The sequence below is a fragment of the Burkholderia mycopellens genome (genome assembly GCF_964265025.1).
GTDB lineage: Bacteria > Pseudomonadota > Gammaproteobacteria > Burkholderiales > Burkholderiaceae > Burkholderia.
Genome location: NZ_OZ183802.1, coordinates 23097 through 42435, shown reverse-complemented (window position 1 = coordinate 42435; position 19339 = coordinate 23097). Strand labels below are relative to the sequence as shown.

The following is a 19339-nucleotide window of genomic DNA, read 5'->3' as shown; positions in this document are numbered from 1 at the left end:
GAGAAAGCCGTCATGAAACTCCTGCTGGTCGAAGACAACGCCGAACTCGCGCACTGGATCGTGAACCTGCTGCGCGGCGAGGATTTCGCGGTCGACTGCGTCGGCGACGGCGAGCGCGCCGACACGGTGCTGAAGACCGAACGCTACGACGCGGTGCTGCTCGACATGCGCCTGCCCGGCATCAGCGGCAAGGAGGTGCTCGCACGGCTGCGGCGCCGCAACGACAACGTGCCGGTGCTGATGCTGACCGCGCACGGCTCGATTGACGACAAGGTCGACTGCTTCGGCGCGGGCGCCGACGATTACGTCGTGAAGCCGTTCGAATCGCGCGAGCTGGTCGCCCGGATTCGCGCACTGATCCGCCGGCAGGCCGGCGTCGGCACGACGCAGCTCGTGTGCGGCGATCTCGTCTACGCGTTCGGCACGCGCGAATTCCGTTGCGGCGAAACGGTGCTCGCACTGCGCCGCCGCGAGCACGCGATCCTCGAAACGCTGATGCTGCAGCAGAACAAGACGGTGTCGAAGGCGCGGCTGATGGACAGCGTGTTCGCGCTCGACGACGAGCCGAGCGCCGACGCGATCGACATCTACATCCACCGGCTGCGCAAGCATCTCTCGGGCAGCACGGCCGAGATCATCACGCTGCGCGGGCTCGGTTACATCCTGCGCATGAAGAGCACGCAGGACTGACGGGCGGCCCTGCGCCGCCTCCGATTCTCGATTCGTAGCACGAAATGTCGTTCAGGCCTGCCGCCGCCCGGCGGGTGCGCGCCCGCGTGCCTGCCCGATCCGTGATTGTTGCGCGTTCGGTGTTTTCACCGATCCGATTCTTGCATCCGGGAAAGCGTCGTGAAGGATTGCACCCTCTACGATGCGATGCGTCGGCCCTCTCGCTGTGGCCGGCAAGAGTCGGCATACATTGCGTACTGCCAACGACCGGATTTCAATACGGCAGCTCGGAGGAGACGATCTTGAAACGAAAAACCCTTGCCCTTTCCATCGCGGCGGCTGGCCTGTGCGCCGGCACCCAGGCGCATGCGCAATCGAGCGTGCAGCTCTACGGCCTGATGGACCTGAGCTTTCCGACCTACCGGACCCACGCCGACGCGAACGGCAATCACGTGATCGGCATGGGCAACGAAGGCGAGCCGTGGTTCAGCGGCAGCCGCTGGGGCCTGCGCGGCGCCGAAGACATCGGCGGCGGCACGAAGATCATCTTCCGCCTCGAAAGCGAATTCGTGGTCGCGAACGGCCAGATGGAAGACAGCGGCCAGATCTTCGACCGCGATGCATGGGTCGGCGTCGAGGACGAGCGCTTCGGCAAGCTGACGGCCGGCTTCCAGAACACGATCGCGCGCGACGCGGCCGCGATCTACGGCGACCCGTACGGCACCGCGAAGTTGACGACCGAGGAAGGCGGCTGGACCAACTCGAACAACTTCAAGCAGATGATCTTCTACGCGGCCGGCCCGACCGGCACGCGCTACAACAACGGCATCGCGTGGAAGAAGCTGTTCAGCAACGGCATCTTCGCGAGCGCCGGCTACCAGTTCAGCAACTCGACGCAGTTCGCCACCGGCTCCGCGTACCAGGTCGCGCTCGGCTACAACGGCGGCCCGTTCAACGTGTCGGGCTTCTACAACCACGTGAACAACGGCGGCTTCACGAACCAGACGTTCTCGGTCGGCGGCAACTACACGTTCGACATCGTGCGCCTGAATGCCGGCTACTTCCGCTACAACGGCGACCAGGGCTCGCTCGGCCAGCGCCACGACGATTCGTGGACGGTGTCGATGAAGATCGCGCCGAAGGGCGCGCTCGACTACGAGCTCGGCTACCAGCAGATGCGCGTCAAGAACGCCGCGTACAACTCGGACGGCTTCGTCCCGAACGCGAACCTCGGCGCGTTCAGCCTGACCAACGGCGTCGCCAACGGCTTCAAGGAAACGATCTACGGGTCGGTGTTCTATCACCTGAGCAAGCGCACCGAGGTCTACCTCGCCGGCGACTACATGAAGCTGCACGGCGGCTACACGGTGTCGTCGACGTTCGGCGCGAAGAACCAGCTCGAACTGACGTCGGGCATCCGCACGCGTTTCTGACCGGAAACGGGGCCCGTCGGGCCCCGCCGCACCCTCCGTCCGGGATTCTCCATGCGGGCACGCCGGCGCTTTGCGCCGACCGTGCCCTTTTTTCGTCCTTTCCGGCGTGCCGCCGCAGACGCCCGCCAGGCGCCCGCCGGCCGGCCATCCGACAACCGGCCCGAAGCCGCTTGCGGCCCGTCCGGCGGGCGATCGCGGCCGATGTCCGCACGCTCGCCCCACATCGGCGCTTGACCTCGGCCGATCGACTCGCTAGCGTTTCGGGTTTGCCCGGGCGGCCATTGCCGCCGGTGCCGTGAGCGCGCCCGACGTCCTGGCGCGCGCGGCCGGGCTCCGATGGAAAAGACGATGCACAAACTCGATGCGGCCAGCCCGCAGGCGATGTCGACGGATTTCACCGCCGACAACGTCGCGCGCCTGAAGGCGCTGTTCCCCGAACTCGTGACCGAAGGCCCGGAGGGCGCGTCGGTCGACGTCGACGTGCTGAAGGCGCTGATCGGCGAACGCACGGTCGGCGACGCCGACGAGCGCTACGGCTTCCACTGGCACGGCAAGCGCAGCGCGCGCCAGGCCGCGCTCACGCCGTCGACGGGCACGCTGCGGCCCTGCCCCGACGACAGCGTCGCGTGGGACGATACGCGCCATCTCGTGATCGAGGGCGACAACCTCGACGTGATGAAGCTGCTGCACAAGAGTTACGCAGGCAAGGTGAAGCTCGTCTACATCGACCCGCCGTACAACACCGGCAGCGATTTCGTCTATCCGGACGACTTCACCGACAGCATCCGCCACTACCTGGCGATGACCGGGCAGACCGAGGGCGGCGTGAAGCGCAGCACCAACACCGAGGCGAACGGCCGGTTCCACACCGACTGGCTGAACATGATGTATCCGCGCCTGAAGCTCGCGCACGCGCTGCTGTCCGACGAAGGGCTGATCGCCGTGCACATCGACGAGCATGAAGTGCACGCGCTGGTGCTGATGCTGCGCGAGATCTTCGGCGAGGAGAACGAGCTCGGCGTCGCCGTGTGGGACAAGCGCAACCCGAAGGGCGACGCGCGCGGCATCGCGTACCAGCACGAATCGCTGGTGCTGTTCGCGCGCAACGCCGAGACGCTGCTCGAGCGGGCGCCGCTCAAGCGCCCGAAGCGCAACGCGCAGCGCATGCTCGACGCCGCGCACGACGCCATGTACCGCAGCGGCAACGCGAAGGACGCGCAGAAGGCGTACCGCGCGTGGATGAAGGCGCAGACCAACCTGTCCGGCGGCGAGGTGATGTACGACCGGCTGTCGGAAGAAGGCCGCGTGTACCGCCTCGTGTCGATGGCCTGGCCGAACAAGAAGAAGGCGCCGGACGAGTATTTCACGCCGCTGATCCACCCGGTCACCGGCAAGCCGTGCGCGATGCCGGCGCGCGGCTGGCGCAACCCGCCTGCGACGATGCAGGCGCTGATCGAGCGCGGCCAGATCGAATTCGGCGCGGACGAAACCACGCAGCCGCAGCGGATCTACTACCTCGACGAGAACATGTACGAGAACGTGCCGTCGGTGCTGCCGTTCGCCGGTTCCGACGACGCGCTGCTGAAGACGCTCGGGATTCCGTTCGACCTGCCGAAGCCGGTCGATTTCGCGGCGGCCGTGATCGGCTGGTGCACGCGCGGCGACGACATCGTGCTCGACTGCTTCGCGGGCTCCGGCTCGACCGGCCACGCGGTGATGCAGGTGAACGCGACCGACGGCGGCGCGCGCCGCTACGTGCTCGTGCAGCTGCCCGAAGCGCTCGACCGCCGCGACAAGACGCAGCAGAGCGCGGCCGATTTCTGCGCGAAGCTGAAAAAGCCGCTGACGCTCGCCGAAATCACGAAGGAACGCCTGCGCCGCGCCGCGCAGCAGGTCGCGCGCGATTACCCGGAAAGCTATGGCGACCTGGGCTTTCGCGTGTACCGTCTCGACACGACCAACGTGATCGAGTGGGATCCGCGCCGCGACGACTTCGACCATGCGCTCTTCGCGTCCGTCGAGCACGTGAAGACCGGCCGCACCGAGGACGACCTGCTCGCCGAGCTGACGCTGAAGCTCGGCCTCGACCTGTGCACGCCGGTCGAGCATCACCAGGTGGCGGGCAAGACCGTGCACCTGATCGGCCATTCGATCGTCGCGTGCTTCGATGCACGCATCACGCGCGACGACGCGGGGCCGCTGGCCGACGGCATCGTCGACTTGCTCGATGCGACCGGCACGACGCACGACGTCACGTGCCTGTTCCGCGACAGCGGCTTCGTCGACGACGTCGCGAAGCTCAATCTCGCCGCGCTGCTCGAACAGCACGGCGTGAAGCGCGTGCGGAGCCTGTGATGCGGCTGCATTTCGAAGCGGATCTCGACTACCAGCGCGAGGCGATCGACGCCGTCTGCGACCTGTTTCGCGGCCAGGAATCGTATCGCGGCGACTTCAGCGTGCTCGCGAACGCCGCGCCCGGCACCACGGCCGCCGCGCAGGGCTCGCTCGGCTTCGCGGTGTCGGAACAGGGCGTCGGCAACCGGCTGTCGCTGACCGACGACGCGCTCGCGCGCAATCTCGCCGACGTGCAGCTGCGCGGCGGGCTGCCGCCGTCCGGCCTGCCCGGCTCGCGCGACTTCACCGTCGAGATGGAAACCGGCACCGGCAAGACCTACGTGTACCTGCGCACGATCTTCGAGCTGAACCGCCGCTACGGCTTCACGAAGTTCGTGATCGTCGTGCCGTCGATCGCGATCAAGGAAGGCGTGCACAAGACGCTCTCGATCACCGAGGATCACTTCCGCGCGCTGTACGCGGGCGTGCCGTACGACTACTTCCTGTACGACTCCGCGAAGCTCGGCCAGGTGCGCCACTTCGCGGCGAGCGCGGCGATCCAGATCATGGTGATGACGGTGGCCGCGATCAACAAGAAGGAAATCAACAACCTCTACAAGGACAGCGAGAAGACCGGCGGCGAGAAGCCGATCGACCTGATCCGCGCGACGCGGCCGATCGTGATCGTCGACGAGCCGCAGAGCGTCGACGGCGGGCTCGAAGGCCGTGGCCGCGAAGCGCTCGCCGCGATGGCGCCGCTTTGCACGCTGCGCTATTCGGCCACGCACGTCGACCGTCACCACATGGTGTACCGGCTCGATGCGGTCGACGCGTACGAGCGCAAGCTGGTCAAGCAGATCGAGATCGCATCGGCGATCGTCGAGGATGCGCACAACAAGCCGTACGTGCGGCTCGTCGGCGTGTCGAACCGGCGCGGCGCGATCAGCGCGCGCGTCGAGCTCGACGTCGCGACGGCGGCCGGCGTGAAACGCCAGATCGTGTCGGCCACCGACGGCGACGATCTCGAACGCCTGACCAAGCGTGCGCTGTACGCGGGGCTGCGGATCGGCGAGGTGCATGCGGTGAAGGGCGCCGAATACGTCGAGCTGCGCCATCCGGAAGGCGAGGCATTCCTGTCGCTCGGCGAGGCGTTCGGCGACATCGACACGCTCGCCGTGCAGCGCGAGATGATCCGCCGCACGATCCGCGAGCATCTGGACAAGGAGCTGCGCCTCGCGGAGCGCGGCGTGAAGGTGCTGTCGCTGTTCTTCGTCGATTCGGTCGAGCGCTACCGACGCTACGACGAGAACGGCATGCCCGTGAAGGGCGACTACGCGCTGATCTTCGAAGAGGAATACGCGCGTGCGGCGCGCGTGCCGGCCTACCGTGCGCTGTTCGACGGTGTCGACGTCGCGCTCGAAGTCGGGCGCGCGCACAACGGCTACTTCTCGATCGACCGCAAGGGCGGCTGGACCGACACGAGCGAAAGCAGCGCCGCGGCGCGCGAAAACGCGGAGCGCGCGTACGGCCTGATCATGCGCGAGAAGGAAGCGCTGCTGTCGTTCGACACGCCGCTGAAATTCATCTTCTCGCACTCGGCGCTCAAGGAAGGCTGGGACAACCCGAACGTGTTCCAGATCTGCACGCTGCGCGACATCCAGACCGAACGCGAGCGCCGCCAGACGCTCGGCCGCGGGCTGCGCCTCGCCGTCGACCAGGACGGCGAACGCGTGCGCGATGCGGGCGTGAACACGCTCACCGTGATCGCGACCGAGCGCTACGAGTCGTTCGCGGAGAACCTGCAGAAGGAAATCGAGGCCGATACGGGCATCCGTTTCGGGATCGTCGAGGAACACCAGTTCGCGGCGCTGCCCGTGCAGGAAGGCGACGGGCCCGCGCATGCGCTCGGCGTCGAGCTGTCGCGCGTGCTCTGGAACCACCTGCACGAGCAGGGTTACGTCGACGCGCAGGGCAAGGTACTCGACCGGCTGAAGGATGCGCTGCGCCAGAGCGCACTGGTGCTGCCGGATGCGTTCGAGATGCTGCGCGCGCCGATCGTCGCGACGCTGCGCAAGCTGTCGGGCCGCTTTGCCGTGCGCAACGCGGACGAGCGCCGTGCCATCGCGCTGCGGCGCGATGCGTCGGGCAAGGCCGTCGTGTTCGGCGAGGATTTCCGCGCGTTGTGGGACCGCATTCGCCATCGCACCGTCTACAGCGTCGAGTTCGACAACGCGAAGCTCGTGCGTGACTGCGCGGCCGCGCTGCACGACGCGCCGGACATCGCACGCGCCCGGCTGCAATGGCGCAAGGCGGAGATCGACATCGGCAAGGCCGGCATCGAGGCGATCGAGGTGGCCGGCGCCGGCACAGTGCTGCTCGACGAAGGCGAGCTGCCGCTGCCCGACCTGCTCACCGAGCTGCAGGACCGCACGCAGCTCACGCGCCGTTCGCTCGCGACGATCCTGGCCGACAGCGGCCGGCTCGAGGATTTCCGCGTGAATCCGCAGCAGTTCATCGCGGTCGCGGCCGATGCGATCAACCGCTGCAAGCGGCTCGCGCTCGTCGCGGGCATCGCGTACCGCAAGCTCGGCGAGCGCCACGTGCATGCGCTCGAATCGTTCGAGAGCGAGGCGCTGACCGGCTATCTGCGCAACCTGCGGCCCGATGCGCAAAAGTCGATCCACGAAGCGGTCGTGTGCGAGACGGACGCGGAGCGCGCGTTCGCCGATGCGCTCGAGGCGCACGACGGCGTGAAGCTGTACGCGAAGCTGCCCGCGTGGTTCCGCGTGTCGACGCCGCTCGGCAGCTATCACCCGGACTGGGCCGTGCTCGCGGAGCAGGACGGTGGCGAACGGCTGTACTTCGTCGTCGATACGCCGAATGCGGACGGCAACGTGCCGAGCGAGCACGAGCGTGCGAAGCTCGCGTGCGGTGAAGCGCATTTCCGGGCGCTGGTGGAGGGCGATGGCGCGGCGCGCTTCGTGCGCGTCAGGCAGGCGGAGGCGTTGTTTGAACCTGCGGAGCCGCCGGCGGGCGCCGGGCGGTAAAACGAAGGGCGGCCATGAGCCGCCCTTATTTCATGAAGCGTGCCGGTCGGGGCTGCCGCCGCGGCGACCTCCCCGACGACGATGGCATTTACTGCGCCGGCTGCATGCCCTGCGCGGCGGCCTTGTGCTGCGCAGCCTCTTCCTGCGCGTGCTTCTTCGCCATGTGGTGACCGACGATACAGCCGCCAACCGCGCCGACGACCGCGTGGTGCCCCGCGTAGTGGCCGGCCACACCGCCGACCACCGCGCCCTTCATGCAGCCCGCCGCGTGCGCGCTGCCGATGGTGGCAAGCGCAACGATGGCGGCGGTCGCGCACATCCTGATGTGTCGAGTGGGCATCATGTGTTCATTCTCCTCGTGTAGCAATCAAGTCGAGCCGCTTCGCTCAATCCCAGCGGCCGCCGCGCCAGCCGCCGCGATCGTGCCATTCGTGCTCGCGCCATTCACGGCGGCGCCACTCGTGTTCGCGCCATTCGCGCGCACGCCAGTCGTCGTAGCGATAGCCGACCGGTGCATACGCAACCGGCGGAGGCGGCGCCACGTAGACGGGCGCCGGCGCCGCATACGCGGGTACGCCGATCCCGACCGACAGGTCGACGTGGGCCGATGCGACGCCCGAAGCTGCCAGCGCCGCTACACCGAGAACTGCACCGAGGATGAGTTTCTTGTTCATCTCGCGACTCCCTGCACGTGTCGTGCGTCATGTGAATACGGTTCGGAGTCTAGGCACGAGGTGCAGACACAGGTGAAACGGGTATGCGAGACCGGTAACGGATGTTTACAGCCGTCCGTAAAGCCTTGCGGCACAAGGAAGAGGCGGCATTCCACGCACCGTTGCAGCGGTGCATCGGGCCGGCAAAAAGGGCTGTTCGGCACGAAACCGGGCGATCGGAGCACGCCGGCTTGCACCGCAACGGGAATACGCCGAAAGCGAACCGCCCGCACCGTACGCGAGCGGTTCGCAAGCGCGCGTCACGCGCGGATATCGTCGACGCTGCGCAGCCAGTGCACGCTGAACAGGTTGTCCGCGTCGGTCCACACGGTATCGGGCTCGAATCCCGCACGGCGCGCGATCGCATGAAAACCGTCGATCGTGAACTTGTGCGAATTTTCCGTGTGGATGCGCTCACCGGCGTCGAAGCGGAACGCGTGGCCACGCACGTGCACGGTCTGCGCGATATCGCTGACGAGATGCATCTCGATGCGCTGCCGCGTGCTGTCGTAGAACGCGCAATGCGAGAACGCGTCGACATTGAAATCCGCGCCGAGCTCGGCGTTCGCGCGCACCAGCAGGTTCAGGTTGAACTGCGCGGTCACGCCCTGCGCATCGTTGTACGCGTCGTGCAGCGTGCGCTCGTCCTTCACGAGATCCGCGCCGACCAGCAAGCCGCCGCCACGCAGCAGCCGCGCAGCATCGCGCAGGAACGCATCGGCTTCCTCCGGCGAGAAGTTGCCGATCGTCGAACCGGGAAAGAAGCCGATGCGCCGCGCCGGTGTCGCGGTCAGCGCGGCCAGTTGCTCGGCCTTCGTGTAATCGGCCGCGATCGGCGCGACGTCGAGCCACGGATACGCCGCACGCAGCCGCGCGGCGGCGTCGTGCAGGTAGTCGGCCGAGATGTCCACCGGCACGTAGCGCGCCGGCGCGTTCGCATAGTTGCCCGCGAACGCGTCGAGCAGCACGCGGATCTTCTCGAGCGAGCCCGCACCGAATTCGACGAGTTCCGCATGCGGACCGACGCGCCGCACGATCTCGGCCGCGCGGTCGCGCAGGATGCCGAGCTCGGTACGCGTCGGGTAATACTCCGGCAGTTCGCAGATGCGATCGAACAGCACAGAGCCGGCCGCATCGTAGAAGTATTTCGGCGGAATGCTGCGCGGCGTACGCGACAGTCCGTCGATCAGGTCGCGCGCGAACGCGCTCGGCCGCGAATCGCGGGCGGGTTGCTGGCCACCGCTCGTGGCCGTCTGGTCAGACGTCTCGCGCAAGTCGCACTCCCGTGAATTGCCAGCGCGCGGCCGGCGGAAAGAAATTGCGGTACGTCGGCCGTTCGTGCCCGGGCGGCGTCGCGATGCTGCTGCCGCGCAGGACCTGCTGGCCGACCATGAACTTGCCGTTGTATTCGGCAGCCACACCCGCAAGCGGCCGAAAGCCCGGATACGGCTCGTAGGACGAGCGTGTCCATTGCCACACGTGCCCGAGCATCTGCCGGATACCTTCGGCGGGGAACGCGGCTTCCCATTCGAATTCGGTCGGCAGGCGCGCACCGGCCCAGTCCGCGTACGCGGCCGCTTCGTAGAAGCTCACGTGGCACACCGGTGCGTCTGGAGCGAGCGGTTCGACGCCGTGCAGGCCGAACGTGCGCCGTACGCGCGTGGCGGCCGCATCGTCATCGTCGGGCATCCAGTACGCGGGCCCTTGCCACCCTTCCCGCTGCACCGTCGCCCAGCCGTCCGACAGCCAGAACTCCGGGCGCGTATAGCCGCCATCGGCGACGAACGCCGCGAATTCCGCGTTCGTCACCAGGCGGTTCGCGATCTCGTACGGCCGCACGAGCGCCGTATGACGCGGCCGTTCGTTGTCGAACGAGAACGCGTCGCCGTCGTGGCCGATCTCGACGAGCCCGCCCGGCTGGTGCAGCCAGTGCTGCGCGCCGGCGTCGCCCACGGCCATCGTGCCGGCGTCCATCCCGTTGCGCGGCCGGAATGCCGGCTTCAGCGGGTTGCACGAGAACGCGTGCAGCATGTCGGTGACGATCAGCTCCTGGTGCTGCTGCTCGTGATGCAGGCCGAGCACGATCTCGGGCGCGATCGTCTCGAGCAGCGCCGCATCGGCACCGGCCAGTGCGTGCAGCATCGCGTCGTCGACGTGTTGTCGGTACGCATGCACTTCGTCGAGCGACGGGCGCGTGAGCAACCCGCGTTGCGGCCGCGGATGGCGTGGACCGAGCGCTTCGTAATAGGAATTGAAGAGGAACTGGAATGCCGCGTCGAACGGCGCGTAGCCGGCCACGCGTCGCATCAGTACGACGGTTTCGAAGAACCAGGTCGTATGCGCGAGATGCCATTTCGTCGGACTGGCGTCGGGCATCGACTGCACGGCCTGGTCTTCGGCGGACAGCGTCGCGGTCAGCGCGACGCTATGAGCGCGCACGTCCTGGTAACGGCGCTGAAGCTGTGATGCAAGGAGGCTCATCGGTTTACCGTCCACGGCGCGATTCGCTGCGTTGCGTTGCCGGAAAAAGGAAAGCCTTGCGCGTGATGCGCGCGGCTGACGTGCGACCTGCTGCTGCGTCGTCGGGCAACCGGCGCGCGCGCCGGGCCGCGAATGCGGCGTCACTGCATCTGCCCGTGCAGAACAGTATGGTCCAGAAATGTGAATGCTGCTGATCGAGATGCGGATGAAACGGCTGATAAATGTAAATGAAAGCAACCGATCACCTGCCAATTACTGACATCAGCGCGTATCGAGGTGCGTGCGGCAGTGCATGCATCGGCCGTTGTAATCGACGCCCGCCGCGGCCGTGATCGTCACGATGACGCGAACCGGGAATCGTCTGACCTGTACGGGGCACGAAGCATGCCCGCCGTGTTTTTCGGGTTCGACGCGCACCCTGCCCGGCCTCGCCCGGCGGCCTTCCGCGCCGAGCCGCGCGCCGGCTTCGAGAAAAATTTTGCGTCGATGTCACACACGCGGGGCGCTCGCTCGTCATATCACCGGAACCCACACGAAAGGAGAAGGACCATGACTGCGAAGCTCAACCCGTTTGCCGCCGCGCCCGCCCTGATGAAGAACTGGATGACCGTCTCGGTCGCCGCCGCGCAGAGCCTCGAGCCGACGCTGATCGAGCTGGTGAAGATCCGCGCGTCGCAGATCAACGCGTGCGCGAACTGCATTAACATGCACACGGCCGAGGCGCGCGAGCATGGCGAGACCGAGCAGCGCATCTACCTGCTGTCCGCGTGGCGCGAAGCGCCCTGCTACACCGATCGCGAACGCGCGGCGCTCGGCTGGACCGACGCGCTCACGCGGCTGTCGGAGGGCCACGCGGCGCACGAAGCGGCCTATGCTGCGCTGAACGACCACTTCAGCCAGGAGGAACAGGTGAAACTCACGCTGATGATCAACGTGATCAACGGCTGGAACCGGCTCGCGGTCGGCTTCGGGCTGTGGATCGATCCGGCCGATGCAAAGGCCGCCGCTGCGAAGATGGTGGCCTGATGCCGAACCTCGACCCGGCCAAGGGCTGCGCCGAAGAACGGGCCGATGCGGCCGCGAGCTTCGACCCGCTGCGCCGCACGCTGATCCGCGTCGCGTACCGGATGCTCGGTTCCGTCGCGGATGCCGAGGACATCGTGCAGGAGGCATTCATCCGCTGGATGGCCGTCGACCGCACCGAGGTGCGCGTCCCTGAAGCGTTCCTGCGCCGCATGGTGATGCGCATGTGCCTCGACCAGCTGAAGTCCGCGCGGCACCAGCGCGAGACCTATATCGGCCCGTGGCTGCCCGAGCCGGTCGTCGAGGAAGACGAGCAGGAAGACGTCACGCTGCCGCTGCTGCTCGCGCTCGAACGGCTCTCGCCGCTCGAACGCGCGGCGTTCCTGCTGCACGACGTGTTCGGCCTCGAGTTCGACGAAGTCGCCACGACGATCCAGCGCGACCCGGCCGCATGCCGGCAACTCGCTGCGCGAGCGCGTACGCATGTACGCGAGGCGCGGCCGCGTTTTCATGTCGAAAAGCAGCGCGGGATCGAATTGGCGGAAGCGTTCTTCGCGGCGTCACGCAGCGGCGACATGCGCGCGCTCGGCGCGATGCTTGCCGAGGACGTGAGCCTGCACGCGGATGGCGGCGGCAAGCGCTCGGCTACTGGCACGCCGGTATTCGGCTTTGAGCCGGTGATGAAGGTGCACGAGTACCTGGCCGGGCTGTTCGCCACGCATGCGTCGAAGCTCGTGCGTGCGGGCTTCGTCAACGGGCTGCCGGGCTTCGTCACGCTGGAGTCTGACGGCGAGCTGCAGACCACCGCGCTCGAGATCGAGGACGGGAAGATCGTCGCGATCTATGTCGTGCGGAATCCTGACAAGTTGAGGCATTTGCACTGAGTGCGGCGGGATCGCGCGTCGGGTACCGTGCGCTTGCACGGCCGCGAGGCGCCCTTTTCTCCGTCCTGCCGCCCTGCTTTACTGGCCACCGGTTCCTGCGGTCAGTACGGTCCCGATCGCGATCACCAGGAAACCGAGCAACGGCGTCGCGATCGCGAAACCGGCTGCCGCGAGCCGGTTCGTGCCGCCCTGCGCTTCCAGCAGCGCGAGCAACGATTCGCGGGACGTCGCGCTCGGGCGCAGTTTCTCGATCTTGCGTTCGACGTGCGTCTTGTAGAGACCGTTCCCGCACCAGCCGAGCGCGACCGCGATCCCGATGGTGACCGGGTCGAACGTGCTCGATTCGAAGTATTTTGAGAAGAACAGCAGTTCGATCAGCGTGATCGCGACCGTCGCGCCAAGAACGGCCGCCGCCTGCCAGTACATGCATCGATACGCCATCCAGACCGGGCCCAGGAAACAGGCGGCCCAGTTCCACGACTGCCGGTTCTTTCGCGACGCGGCGATCTCCCACTTCTTCTCGAACCAGGCGGCTTTCTTGCCGACGTAAGCGGCGATCTCGTCGTTGCTCGCAGATGAGGTGGCGGTCGTGACGTCGGACATGGTCATGTGCTCTCGGTCGCGCGGATCGCGCGTCGTTGTTTTGATGGGTTGGAAATCGGGCGACGGTCGGAACAGCCGCTTCGATGCGCACACGATTCTACGCGCGGCGCAGTGCCCGTTGTGTAGCGGAACGAAGTGTCGGTGAGAAATGCGACGCCGTGGATCGCGCAACGCATCGGAGCAACATGCGTTGTTTCGGCCGGAAAAAGAAAAACGCCACGCGAAGTTGCCGCGTGGCGTTTGTATGTTGGCGAGCCGCATTGCCTGTAGGCAAGTTGTGCTGCCAGACCCCTTCATTTGTTCGTTGGTAGGCTCGATTGGATTCGAACCAACGACCCCCACCATGTCAAGGTGGTGCTCTAACCAACTGAGCTACGAGCCTAAGAAGCCGCGAATTATAGAGAGGGTTTTTGAGGAGCACAAGCCCCTTCGTGAAAATTTTTTGAATCGGGGTGCGCGGAGGGCGACGATCGATGTTGCCTGGCGATGCCGGGAACGTTGGCTTCATCTGTTCGCATCACAGCAAAACGCGTCGATGCGCTGTGGTGTTATCCACATTGCCCTCTGGATAACCCTCCGGCAAGCCTCTGGATTCACAGTGGAACGATTGAGGATATGTCGCCGCGGCTGTGAATCGACGAAAAGTTGTTCTGTGCTGCCCGAAGCTGTTCACGTCGCGCACCCAGGGTTATGCATTCTGCTTCCTGTCGCGAATTCATGGGCTTAGGGACGTTATCCACTGTGAGGCACAGGGTTTGTTAACTATCACTACGTATGTATACGAACTCTGTTAACACCTTTGGATAAGCACAGTCCGTCGACTGTGATTCGCGCAGGATATGCACTGCGTGCGGGGATCGGATAAACGAAGCGGCAAGCTGTGAGGCGCATCGGATGATGTGTGAGCCGCCGTATCCATAGATCTGTAGAATCGCCGACATTCAGGATGAGAGGGCTTGGCGCACAGGCTCACGACACATGACCGATGCTTCGTTGGATATCGATGCCGTCGTACACCGGTTGCAGCAACGCCCGGGCGACATCGTGTTCGAGCAACGCGTGTCGATCCCGGAGGCCGAAGTCCTGTGTTGCCGCTACAAGGGCGAGCGATTCAACGTGAAGTTCGATCTCGACTACGGGGTGTTCGTTGATCGCGTCGGGAAGCTGTTCGGCGAGGACGTCGAGGAAATCGTTAGATGGCTCACGAAAGAAGCAGGGTGATGGCAGCGGGCGAGACCTGACGAGGGGATCAATGAAGGTACCTGTCGACGAGGTGCTGGTGACGGATATCGCCGGCGACGTTGCGGTTGTCGTGACCGACGTGATGGCTGCCGCCGATGTGTTGGTACGGTTGGGCTTCGTTCGACGATCCGGTCGCTGGGAACGCGCGATCGCAGACGATACCGACCGCCAGGCTCTCGTGGCCGCGCTTGTCGATCTCGATGCGCTGTTCTCCGCGGGCCGCGACTGGAGCCCGCAGGCGCTTGTCGAGTATTACCGGGAGATCGGCGTCGTGCGGCGCGGATACCGTTCGGTTGCGTGGCGCGGGCCGACGCAATGCGTCATCGAGCGGCATGACTGAATCACGCGAGGCAAGTTCATGACGTACACAGTCCTGATGGTGTCGCGCGGCGAGATCTTGCTGTCCGACGGGCACCGCACCGTGCGAGCGCTTGGCGAAGCATTGCTGCCCGGCGTGGACAACGGGCCCGCATTCGTCGTCTACGTCGATTCCGTGAAGTACGTCGAGACGAGCAACGACGGCGAGACGATCGATGCCGTCACACGCCAGGCCGTGATTTCGGCGATCACTGCATATTTCTCGTCGCGACGCGCGACGGTCGAGTTCGAACCCTGAGCCATCGATGAGGATGACTGACACGATGAAACCGAAGAACGACCCGGGCGACACGACCACTGCCCGCAACCGGAGCGGGTAATGGGACCCATTCACTGCGGTCGGCACGGACGCGATAACGGGATCACGACATCGAAGGGCATTGCCGCGCGCATTCGGCAGCGCGGGCAGTTCTTGTCCGGCGAGCTCGTGAAGGTTTCGCTCGATCGCCCGAAATACAGCCGGGAAATGTGGATGCTGCGTGCCGAACTCGACGAGCACGAGGTCGACGCGACCTTTGTCGACAACGTTGCGCATGTGAAGGCGTTTCCAAAAATTGCGGCGCTGGAGCGCTTGCGCGCGCATCTGTGTTCGGCATGCCTGGACGAGCTGCTCGTCCGCTCCGGCGAAGCACCCTATAAACCGACGACGAAAGAGCAGGCGTTCGACACGTCCGTCGTCGCGGCGAATGCGAAGTGGTCGCGCGGCGACGCGCGCTGCGAGTTGCACGGCTTGATCCGGCCGACGCGGACCTCACCGGATATCGAGGCCGCTATCTTGTCGATCGACGTGATCCGCGATTGTCACGTCGTGCGGGTGATCAATGCCAGCGCACAGCACGAAGCCAAGCATTGGTTTGACGAAGCGTTCTTGCACAAGGTGCTCGGGACGGATATCGACATCGTTGAATCGACGTTACGCATCGATGATCGGGCCATGTTTATGCAGATGTGGAACGCCGGTGAGCTCGTGTGTCCGGTGTGCCTGCGAGAGGTGTTGGAACGTAGCGGTCTGCGCAACAAGGACACGCGGACGTGAGCGTAGCGGAGCAATCGTGACGGACACGATCAAGCAGTGCGACATGACGGACGACGCCACCCGGCGCAAGATTTTCTGGTTGCTTCAACGCTTGACGAGTCTGTCGCTCTGGACGCGCAAGCGCGATGCATTTGCGCAATTCGCGAACGCGTACGAGCATGCAGTGAACACGTGGCCCGTTGATGATCCGGAGTCCATTCAGGACACCCACTTTCCGATCATCGTCGACATCCTCGCTGCTTACGATCGAGGGCTGACCGAGCTGGCCCGAGGGAACCGGATCGGCTGGCGGAGCGGTGGGCCGTTCAAGCACGTGTACCGGCAATATCACCTTCTGGACGCGTATTTCTACCCTCATCCCGATTACTGGGATCGCGGCGGGCAGATTGCCCCGTACCCGCCGAAGATCGACGCGCTGGCCCGACTGCTGCACGCATCGGAATACCAGATGGAGTATGCGCCGTTCGATTCGGGCGATCGATTCGGCAACCTCGCACAACTGCGCTCGGCAAGACGGCTGTTGTCCCCGGATGCCTATGAGCGCAACTTCCACACGCTTTCGTACCCGGTGTTTCCGGAGGAGCTGCCCGCGGTTCCGAAAGCAGTGGGCCCGGTGATCTGGACCGGCCGGAAAGTGCCTTGCGACGGTATCTGGGAGCCTGTCGTCGTCGGGTGGTCGAGGCGGCCGGGCATCGTGCCGATCGTCATACCCGGTTTGCGTAATGGAGGTTGCTTCAATTATTTCGTTCGGGGCACTCGTGCGCCGAACCTCACGGATGAATTCCCGGGATTGCTCGTCCCGACGTGCTGGCGATTGCTGTGGGAAGACCGGCGTTACGTGAACGGCGCCGTACCCGACGAATCGCAGTATTTCCTCGAGCCGCGGCAAGTGCCGCAGACGAGCATGAACCCGTGACATCTGGAGAACACCATGAGCAAGCTGAATTTCGGCGCGGTCGAGCGATATTCCGTCCGGCTCAATACCGCGACGCTGCTCGGCCTGAAGGCCGCCTATGAGGATTTTGCGAAGACCGGGCAGGATCTGCGCAACTTCGAGATCTACATCGAGGACGAAAGTGAAGCGAGGGCGGATCCGACGCCTGAGGATCACGTCATCAGCGTGACGTTCCTGGCAAAGATGCCGCCGGGCATGCGAGGGCTCGGTAACGCGAGTCCGCTCGGGAATTCACTGAAGTACATCGTCTCTCCGGAAACGGGCGAGATTCTCCGGATTTACGGGATCAAGTGAGTTGGGAGCGACGAAGGGGCGCTGCCCTCGGTTGTGGATAACCGGCACGCAAAACGACTCGTCACGCTGTGCATCCGATTGGTGAGCAAGCATCCGGATCGCAAGCCGGGCGCGGATTCTGGCGAATTCGCATCGTGGCAGCCCGATTCGAGTGCGTCAGCACACGACTGGTATGAGTTGCCGGTTCTACGACGTGGGCGCTGGCGGAATATGCATTGCGTATCGTGCGCTTGCCGGCGGTCTGCATGTGGACAACCCGCACACCCAACCAGTCGAATCGCTGCGCATCGAACAGGTGAGCGCCTTGCATTCAGCCACGTGAATCAGCCCGAACACCCAGTCTGGCAGGGCTCTGCCGGGATAGTACAGATGATGCGGACAGTTTTCGCACGATCCGCTGCGATTGATTGCCTTGTGGATATCGAGAAGTCAAAGCACTCGAAGGCCTGTGCGTTCAGTGCGCGAGGGTAATCGAATTCGGAGCGGATGTTCGCGTTATCTCACCGGTTGTGGATATCGCATGCGAAAACAACGCGAAACACTGTGCCAACCCAAGGTGAGCGAGTCGACCGATGGCCACGCGAGGTGCCGCCATGATCGATGTGGATATCCTGTTCCGCAGCGACTCGAAACCCTGTGACTCAAAAAGGTGAGGGTGCCAAAGACGTTTAGGTGTGGACAACAGACCGGGGAAGTCAGTCGAAACGCTGTGCAATCCAGCGGTGATCGGGACCACGCCCAAGCCGGCAAAGCCGCATCATTCCGGGCGCTTGCGGCCATCGAGCGCCGCCAGCCGGGCGCGCATCGTACCACCGCAAATCAAGTCTGCTGATCGAGCGCCTGCACGACGGCTTTCTCCGCGAGGCTTCCGGCCGGCCCGACCACCGCATAGTTGAGCCCGTTCACCGATCCATACCGTGCGAGCAGCGCACCATCCACACGTTGCCCGCTCGGCAGCAGTCGATGTTTCGATTCCGCCGGCCGCAGATAGAAGCTCAGCGTGCGCCCGGCTGCGTCTTCATAGAGCACCATCGTAGCCGTGGCGCCACTGTCCGTCGTGAACAGCCGTCCGCCGACCGGCTTGAACCCGGCCGCGCTCAAATCCGGCAGCTTCGCCGACGCGCCGACGCGCCTGGTGAGCCACCCCTGCAAATCTCCCGCACCCGTCGGCCGGTAATCCACCTTCGCCGTCTGATCGACCACCATCATCCGGTAAGCCTCGACCGCATCGCTCATCGGCGCGATGGGTGGCGGCGCGTTCCACCCGCGCGCCTGCCACCCGCCCAACGTCCCCAGCCCGACGCAGAACACGAACGAAGCCGCCATCGCGAACCGCATCCGCGTGCGCTCCGCGCGCCGTCCGCGAATCGCCGCCGGATCCAGCGCGGGGTTGTCCGCCGGCATCCGCACGCTCTCGAGCGCAGCGCGCAACCGCTGGGCATCCTGCTGCCATTGCTTCACCTGTTCCGCGCGCTCCGGATGCAGCGCGAGATAGCGCTCGACCGCGGCGCGCGCAGCGTCGTCGAGCTGGCCGTCGACATAGGCCTGGAGGTCGTGTTCGTTCGGAGGCGTGTTCATTTCTTCATCAGGCGGAGAGAAGGAGCGGGAAGCTCGCCGTCGCTGAGCTGGCGCAGCGCCTGGCGCGCGCGGGAGAGCCGCGACATCACGGTGCCGATCGGGATGTCGAGCAGGTCGGCGACTTCCTGATAGGTGAAGCCCTCGACCGCGACGAGCAGCAGCAGGCTGCGCTGCTCGTCGGAGAGCCGGCCGAATGCTTCGAGCGTCGCGCGCGCCGCGAATTCGCGTTCGGCGGACGGCCAGTGCGCTTCGTCGTCATCGCGGATGCGCCCAAGCAGCCACGCGTAGCGCTTCGCGCTGCGTTTGCCGTCGAGAAACTGCCGGTACAGGATCGTGAAGAGCCAGCTGCGCAGCGACGCGTCGTCGCGACGGCTCGTCCAGCGCGACAGCGCGCGCTCGAGCGTCGACTGGACGAGATCGTCGGCCGCGTGGACGTCGCGCGCGAGCCAGAGCGCGAAGCGTCGCAGCCTGGGGATGAGTTCGCGCAGCGCGTCGTCGTCGAGGGCGGTGGAGGGCATGGCCGGGCCGGTTGCCGAATGGGTCGAGATACCGCGTAAGACGCTGGTCGGCGCCACTTATTCCACCAGCATAGGAAAAAACTTTTCGTGGAATAAAGCGGCGCGGGTGGCGTCCTACGCGGGTTCGACAATGACCTGACGGTCGGGAGCC

19 protein-coding genes and 1 tRNA gene are annotated in these 19339 nt (G+C 65.4%); 12 read left to right on the top strand and 8 right to left on the bottom strand.

Annotated features, from left to right (window positions below; all coding sequences use genetic code 11):
- Window positions 1-12 precede the first annotated feature (12 nt).
- From ACPTTC_RS00180 to ACPTTC_RS00165, 4 genes are all read left to right on the top strand, one after another.
- Window positions 13-690 (top strand): response regulator, encoded by a 678-nt coding sequence (locus ACPTTC_RS00180; protein ID WP_423391231.1) that lies wholly within the window; start codon window positions 13-15, stop codon window positions 688-690.
- A gap of 281 nt (window positions 691-971) precedes the next feature.
- Window positions 972-2102: a porin gene (locus ACPTTC_RS00175; protein ID WP_423391230.1), complete on the top strand. Its 1131-nt coding sequence runs from the start codon at window positions 972-974 to the stop codon at window positions 2100-2102.
- Between the two features lie 336 nt (window positions 2103-2438).
- Entirely contained in the window at window positions 2439-4457 is a 2019-nt protein-coding gene (locus tag ACPTTC_RS00170) for a site-specific DNA-methyltransferase (protein WP_423391229.1), read from the top strand.
- Window positions 4457-7483: a type III restriction-modification system endonuclease gene (locus ACPTTC_RS00165; protein ID WP_423391228.1), complete on the top strand. Its 3027-nt coding sequence runs from the start codon at window positions 4457-4459 to the stop codon at window positions 7481-7483. Before ACPTTC_RS00170 ends, ACPTTC_RS00165 begins: the two co-directional genes overlap by 1 nt.
- An 88-nt stretch (window positions 7484-7571) precedes the next feature.
- Here the strand turns inward: ACPTTC_RS00165 and ACPTTC_RS00160 are convergent, their stop codons facing one another.
- From ACPTTC_RS00160 to egtB, 4 genes are all read right to left on the bottom strand, one after another.
- Window positions 7572-7826, bottom strand: a complete 255-nt coding sequence (locus ACPTTC_RS00160; protein WP_423391227.1) for a hypothetical protein — start codon at window positions 7824-7826, stop codon at window positions 7572-7574.
- 43 nt (window positions 7827-7869) lie between these two features.
- Window positions 7870-8157: a hypothetical protein gene (locus tag ACPTTC_RS00155; RefSeq protein WP_174953224.1), complete on the bottom strand. Its 288-nt coding sequence runs from the start codon at window positions 8155-8157 to the stop codon at window positions 7870-7872.
- Window positions 8158-8456: 299 nt separating this feature from the next.
- A complete protein-coding gene (gene egtD / locus ACPTTC_RS00150; RefSeq protein ID WP_423391226.1) occupies window positions 8457-9470 on the bottom strand; it encodes an L-histidine N(alpha)-methyltransferase in 1014 nt (337 codons plus the stop codon).
- Window positions 9454-10677 (bottom strand): ergothioneine biosynthesis protein EgtB, encoded by a 1224-nt coding sequence (egtB, locus tag ACPTTC_RS00145; protein ID WP_423391225.1) that lies wholly within the window; start codon window positions 10675-10677, stop codon window positions 9454-9456. The genes egtD and egtB overlap by 17 nt, the downstream gene beginning before the upstream one ends.
- Before the next feature lie 549 nt (window positions 10678-11226).
- On the opposite strand from egtB, the gene ACPTTC_RS00140 reads away from it, so the two are divergent.
- Both ACPTTC_RS00140 and ACPTTC_RS00135 read left to right on the top strand, forming a co-directional pair.
- On the top strand, window positions 11227-11703 hold the full coding sequence (locus ACPTTC_RS00140; protein ID WP_423391224.1) for a carboxymuconolactone decarboxylase family protein: 477 nt from the start codon (window positions 11227-11229) through the stop codon (window positions 11701-11703).
- Window positions 11703-12584 (top strand): sigma-70 family RNA polymerase sigma factor, encoded by an 882-nt coding sequence (locus ACPTTC_RS00135; RefSeq protein WP_423391223.1) that lies wholly within the window; start codon window positions 11703-11705, stop codon window positions 12582-12584. Before ACPTTC_RS00140 ends, ACPTTC_RS00135 begins: the two co-directional genes overlap by 1 nt.
- Before the next feature lie 78 nt (window positions 12585-12662).
- Here ACPTTC_RS00135 and ACPTTC_RS00130 read toward each other — a convergent pair whose 3' ends face one another.
- Both ACPTTC_RS00130 and ACPTTC_RS00125 read right to left on the bottom strand, forming a co-directional pair.
- A complete protein-coding gene (locus ACPTTC_RS00130; protein ID WP_423393296.1) occupies window positions 12663-13187 on the bottom strand; it encodes a DUF2628 domain-containing protein in 525 nt (174 codons plus the stop codon).
- Window positions 13188-13492: 305 nt separating this feature from the next.
- Window positions 13493-13569: transfer RNA gene (locus ACPTTC_RS00125), tRNA-Val, on the bottom strand.
- 596 nt (window positions 13570-14165) lie between these two features.
- Here ACPTTC_RS00125 and ACPTTC_RS00120 point away from each other — a divergent pair.
- The 6 genes from ACPTTC_RS00120 (at window position 14166) to ACPTTC_RS00095 (ending at window position 17092) form a co-directional block, all read left to right on the top strand.
- On the top strand, window positions 14166-14408 hold the full coding sequence (locus ACPTTC_RS00120; RefSeq protein WP_423391222.1) for a hypothetical protein: 243 nt from the start codon (window positions 14166-14168) through the stop codon (window positions 14406-14408).
- Window positions 14409-14439: 31 nt separating this feature from the next.
- The gene (locus ACPTTC_RS00115) at window positions 14440-14769 is read left to right on the top strand and encodes a hypothetical protein (protein ID WP_423391221.1); all 330 of its coding nucleotides are present in this window, start codon (window positions 14440-14442) and stop codon (window positions 14767-14769) included.
- Between the two features lie 18 nt (window positions 14770-14787).
- Window positions 14788-15045 carry an Imm74 family immunity protein gene (locus ACPTTC_RS00110; protein WP_423391220.1) on the top strand — a complete coding sequence of 86 codons (258 nt, stop codon included), beginning with the start codon at window positions 14788-14790 and terminating at the stop codon, window positions 15043-15045.
- A gap of 81 nt (window positions 15046-15126) precedes the next feature.
- Window positions 15127-15843, top strand: a complete 717-nt coding sequence (locus ACPTTC_RS00105) for a hypothetical protein (RefSeq protein WP_423391219.1) — start codon at window positions 15127-15129, stop codon at window positions 15841-15843.
- 16 nt (window positions 15844-15859) lie between these two features.
- Window positions 15860-16759 (top strand): Imm72 family immunity protein, encoded by a 900-nt coding sequence (locus ACPTTC_RS00100; protein WP_226199156.1) that lies wholly within the window; start codon window positions 15860-15862, stop codon window positions 16757-16759.
- Window positions 16760-16774: 15 nt separating this feature from the next.
- Window positions 16775-17092: a hypothetical protein gene (locus tag ACPTTC_RS00095; RefSeq protein WP_226199155.1), complete on the top strand. Its 318-nt coding sequence runs from the start codon at window positions 16775-16777 to the stop codon at window positions 17090-17092.
- Window positions 17093-17911: 819 nt separating this feature from the next.
- Here ACPTTC_RS00095 and ACPTTC_RS00090 read toward each other — a convergent pair.
- Together ACPTTC_RS00090 and ACPTTC_RS00085 are read right to left on the bottom strand one after the other, a co-directional pair.
- Window positions 17912-18670 (bottom strand): anti-sigma factor family protein, encoded by a 759-nt coding sequence (locus ACPTTC_RS00090; RefSeq protein WP_423391218.1) that lies wholly within the window; start codon window positions 18668-18670, stop codon window positions 17912-17914.
- Window positions 18667-19188: a sigma-70 family RNA polymerase sigma factor gene (locus ACPTTC_RS00085; protein ID WP_175956534.1), complete on the bottom strand. Its 522-nt coding sequence runs from the start codon at window positions 19186-19188 to the stop codon at window positions 18667-18669. The genes ACPTTC_RS00090 and ACPTTC_RS00085 overlap by 4 nt, the downstream gene beginning before the upstream one ends.
- Window positions 19189-19339 lie beyond the last annotated feature (151 nt).

Coding starts and splice junctions, on each gene's coding strand:
- ACPTTC_RS00090 (WP_423391218.1), bottom strand. CDS start 18,670: ATGAACACGCCTCCGAACGAACACGACCTCCAGGCCTATGTCGACGGC.
- ACPTTC_RS00115 (WP_423391221.1), top strand. CDS start 14,440: ATGAAGGTACCTGTCGACGAGGTGCTGGTGACGGATATCGCCGGCGAC.
- egtB (WP_423391225.1), bottom strand. CDS start 10,677: ATGAGCCTCCTTGCATCACAGCTTCAGCGCCGTTACCAGGACGTGCGC.
- ACPTTC_RS00120 (WP_423391222.1), top strand. CDS start 14,166: ATGACCGATGCTTCGTTGGATATCGATGCCGTCGTACACCGGTTGCAG.
- ACPTTC_RS00160 (WP_423391227.1), bottom strand. CDS start 7,826: ATGATGCCCACTCGACACATCAGGATGTGCGCGACCGCCGCCATCGTT.
- ACPTTC_RS00105 (WP_423391219.1), top strand. CDS start 15,127: ATGGGACCCATTCACTGCGGTCGGCACGGACGCGATAACGGGATCACG.
- ACPTTC_RS00085 (WP_175956534.1), bottom strand. CDS start 19,188: ATGCCCTCCACCGCCCTCGACGACGACGCGCTGCGCGAACTCATCCCC.
- ACPTTC_RS00180 (WP_423391231.1), top strand. CDS start 13: ATGAAACTCCTGCTGGTCGAAGACAACGCCGAACTCGCGCACTGGATC.
- ACPTTC_RS00170 (WP_423391229.1), top strand. CDS start 2,439: ATGGAAAAGACGATGCACAAACTCGATGCGGCCAGCCCGCAGGCGATG.
- ACPTTC_RS00135 (WP_423391223.1), top strand. CDS start 11,703: ATGCCGAACCTCGACCCGGCCAAGGGCTGCGCCGAAGAACGGGCCGAT.
- ACPTTC_RS00130 (WP_423393296.1), bottom strand. CDS start 13,187: ATGTCCGACGTCACGACCGCCACCTCATCTGCGAGCAACGACGAGATC.
- ACPTTC_RS00110 (WP_423391220.1), top strand. CDS start 14,788: ATGACGTACACAGTCCTGATGGTGTCGCGCGGCGAGATCTTGCTGTCC.
- ACPTTC_RS00095 (WP_226199155.1), top strand. CDS start 16,775: ATGAGCAAGCTGAATTTCGGCGCGGTCGAGCGATATTCCGTCCGGCTC.
- ACPTTC_RS00155 (WP_174953224.1), bottom strand. CDS start 8,157: ATGAACAAGAAACTCATCCTCGGTGCAGTTCTCGGTGTAGCGGCGCTG.
- ACPTTC_RS00165 (WP_423391228.1), top strand. CDS start 4,457: ATGCGGCTGCATTTCGAAGCGGATCTCGACTACCAGCGCGAGGCGATC.
- ACPTTC_RS00140 (WP_423391224.1), top strand. CDS start 11,227: ATGACTGCGAAGCTCAACCCGTTTGCCGCCGCGCCCGCCCTGATGAAG.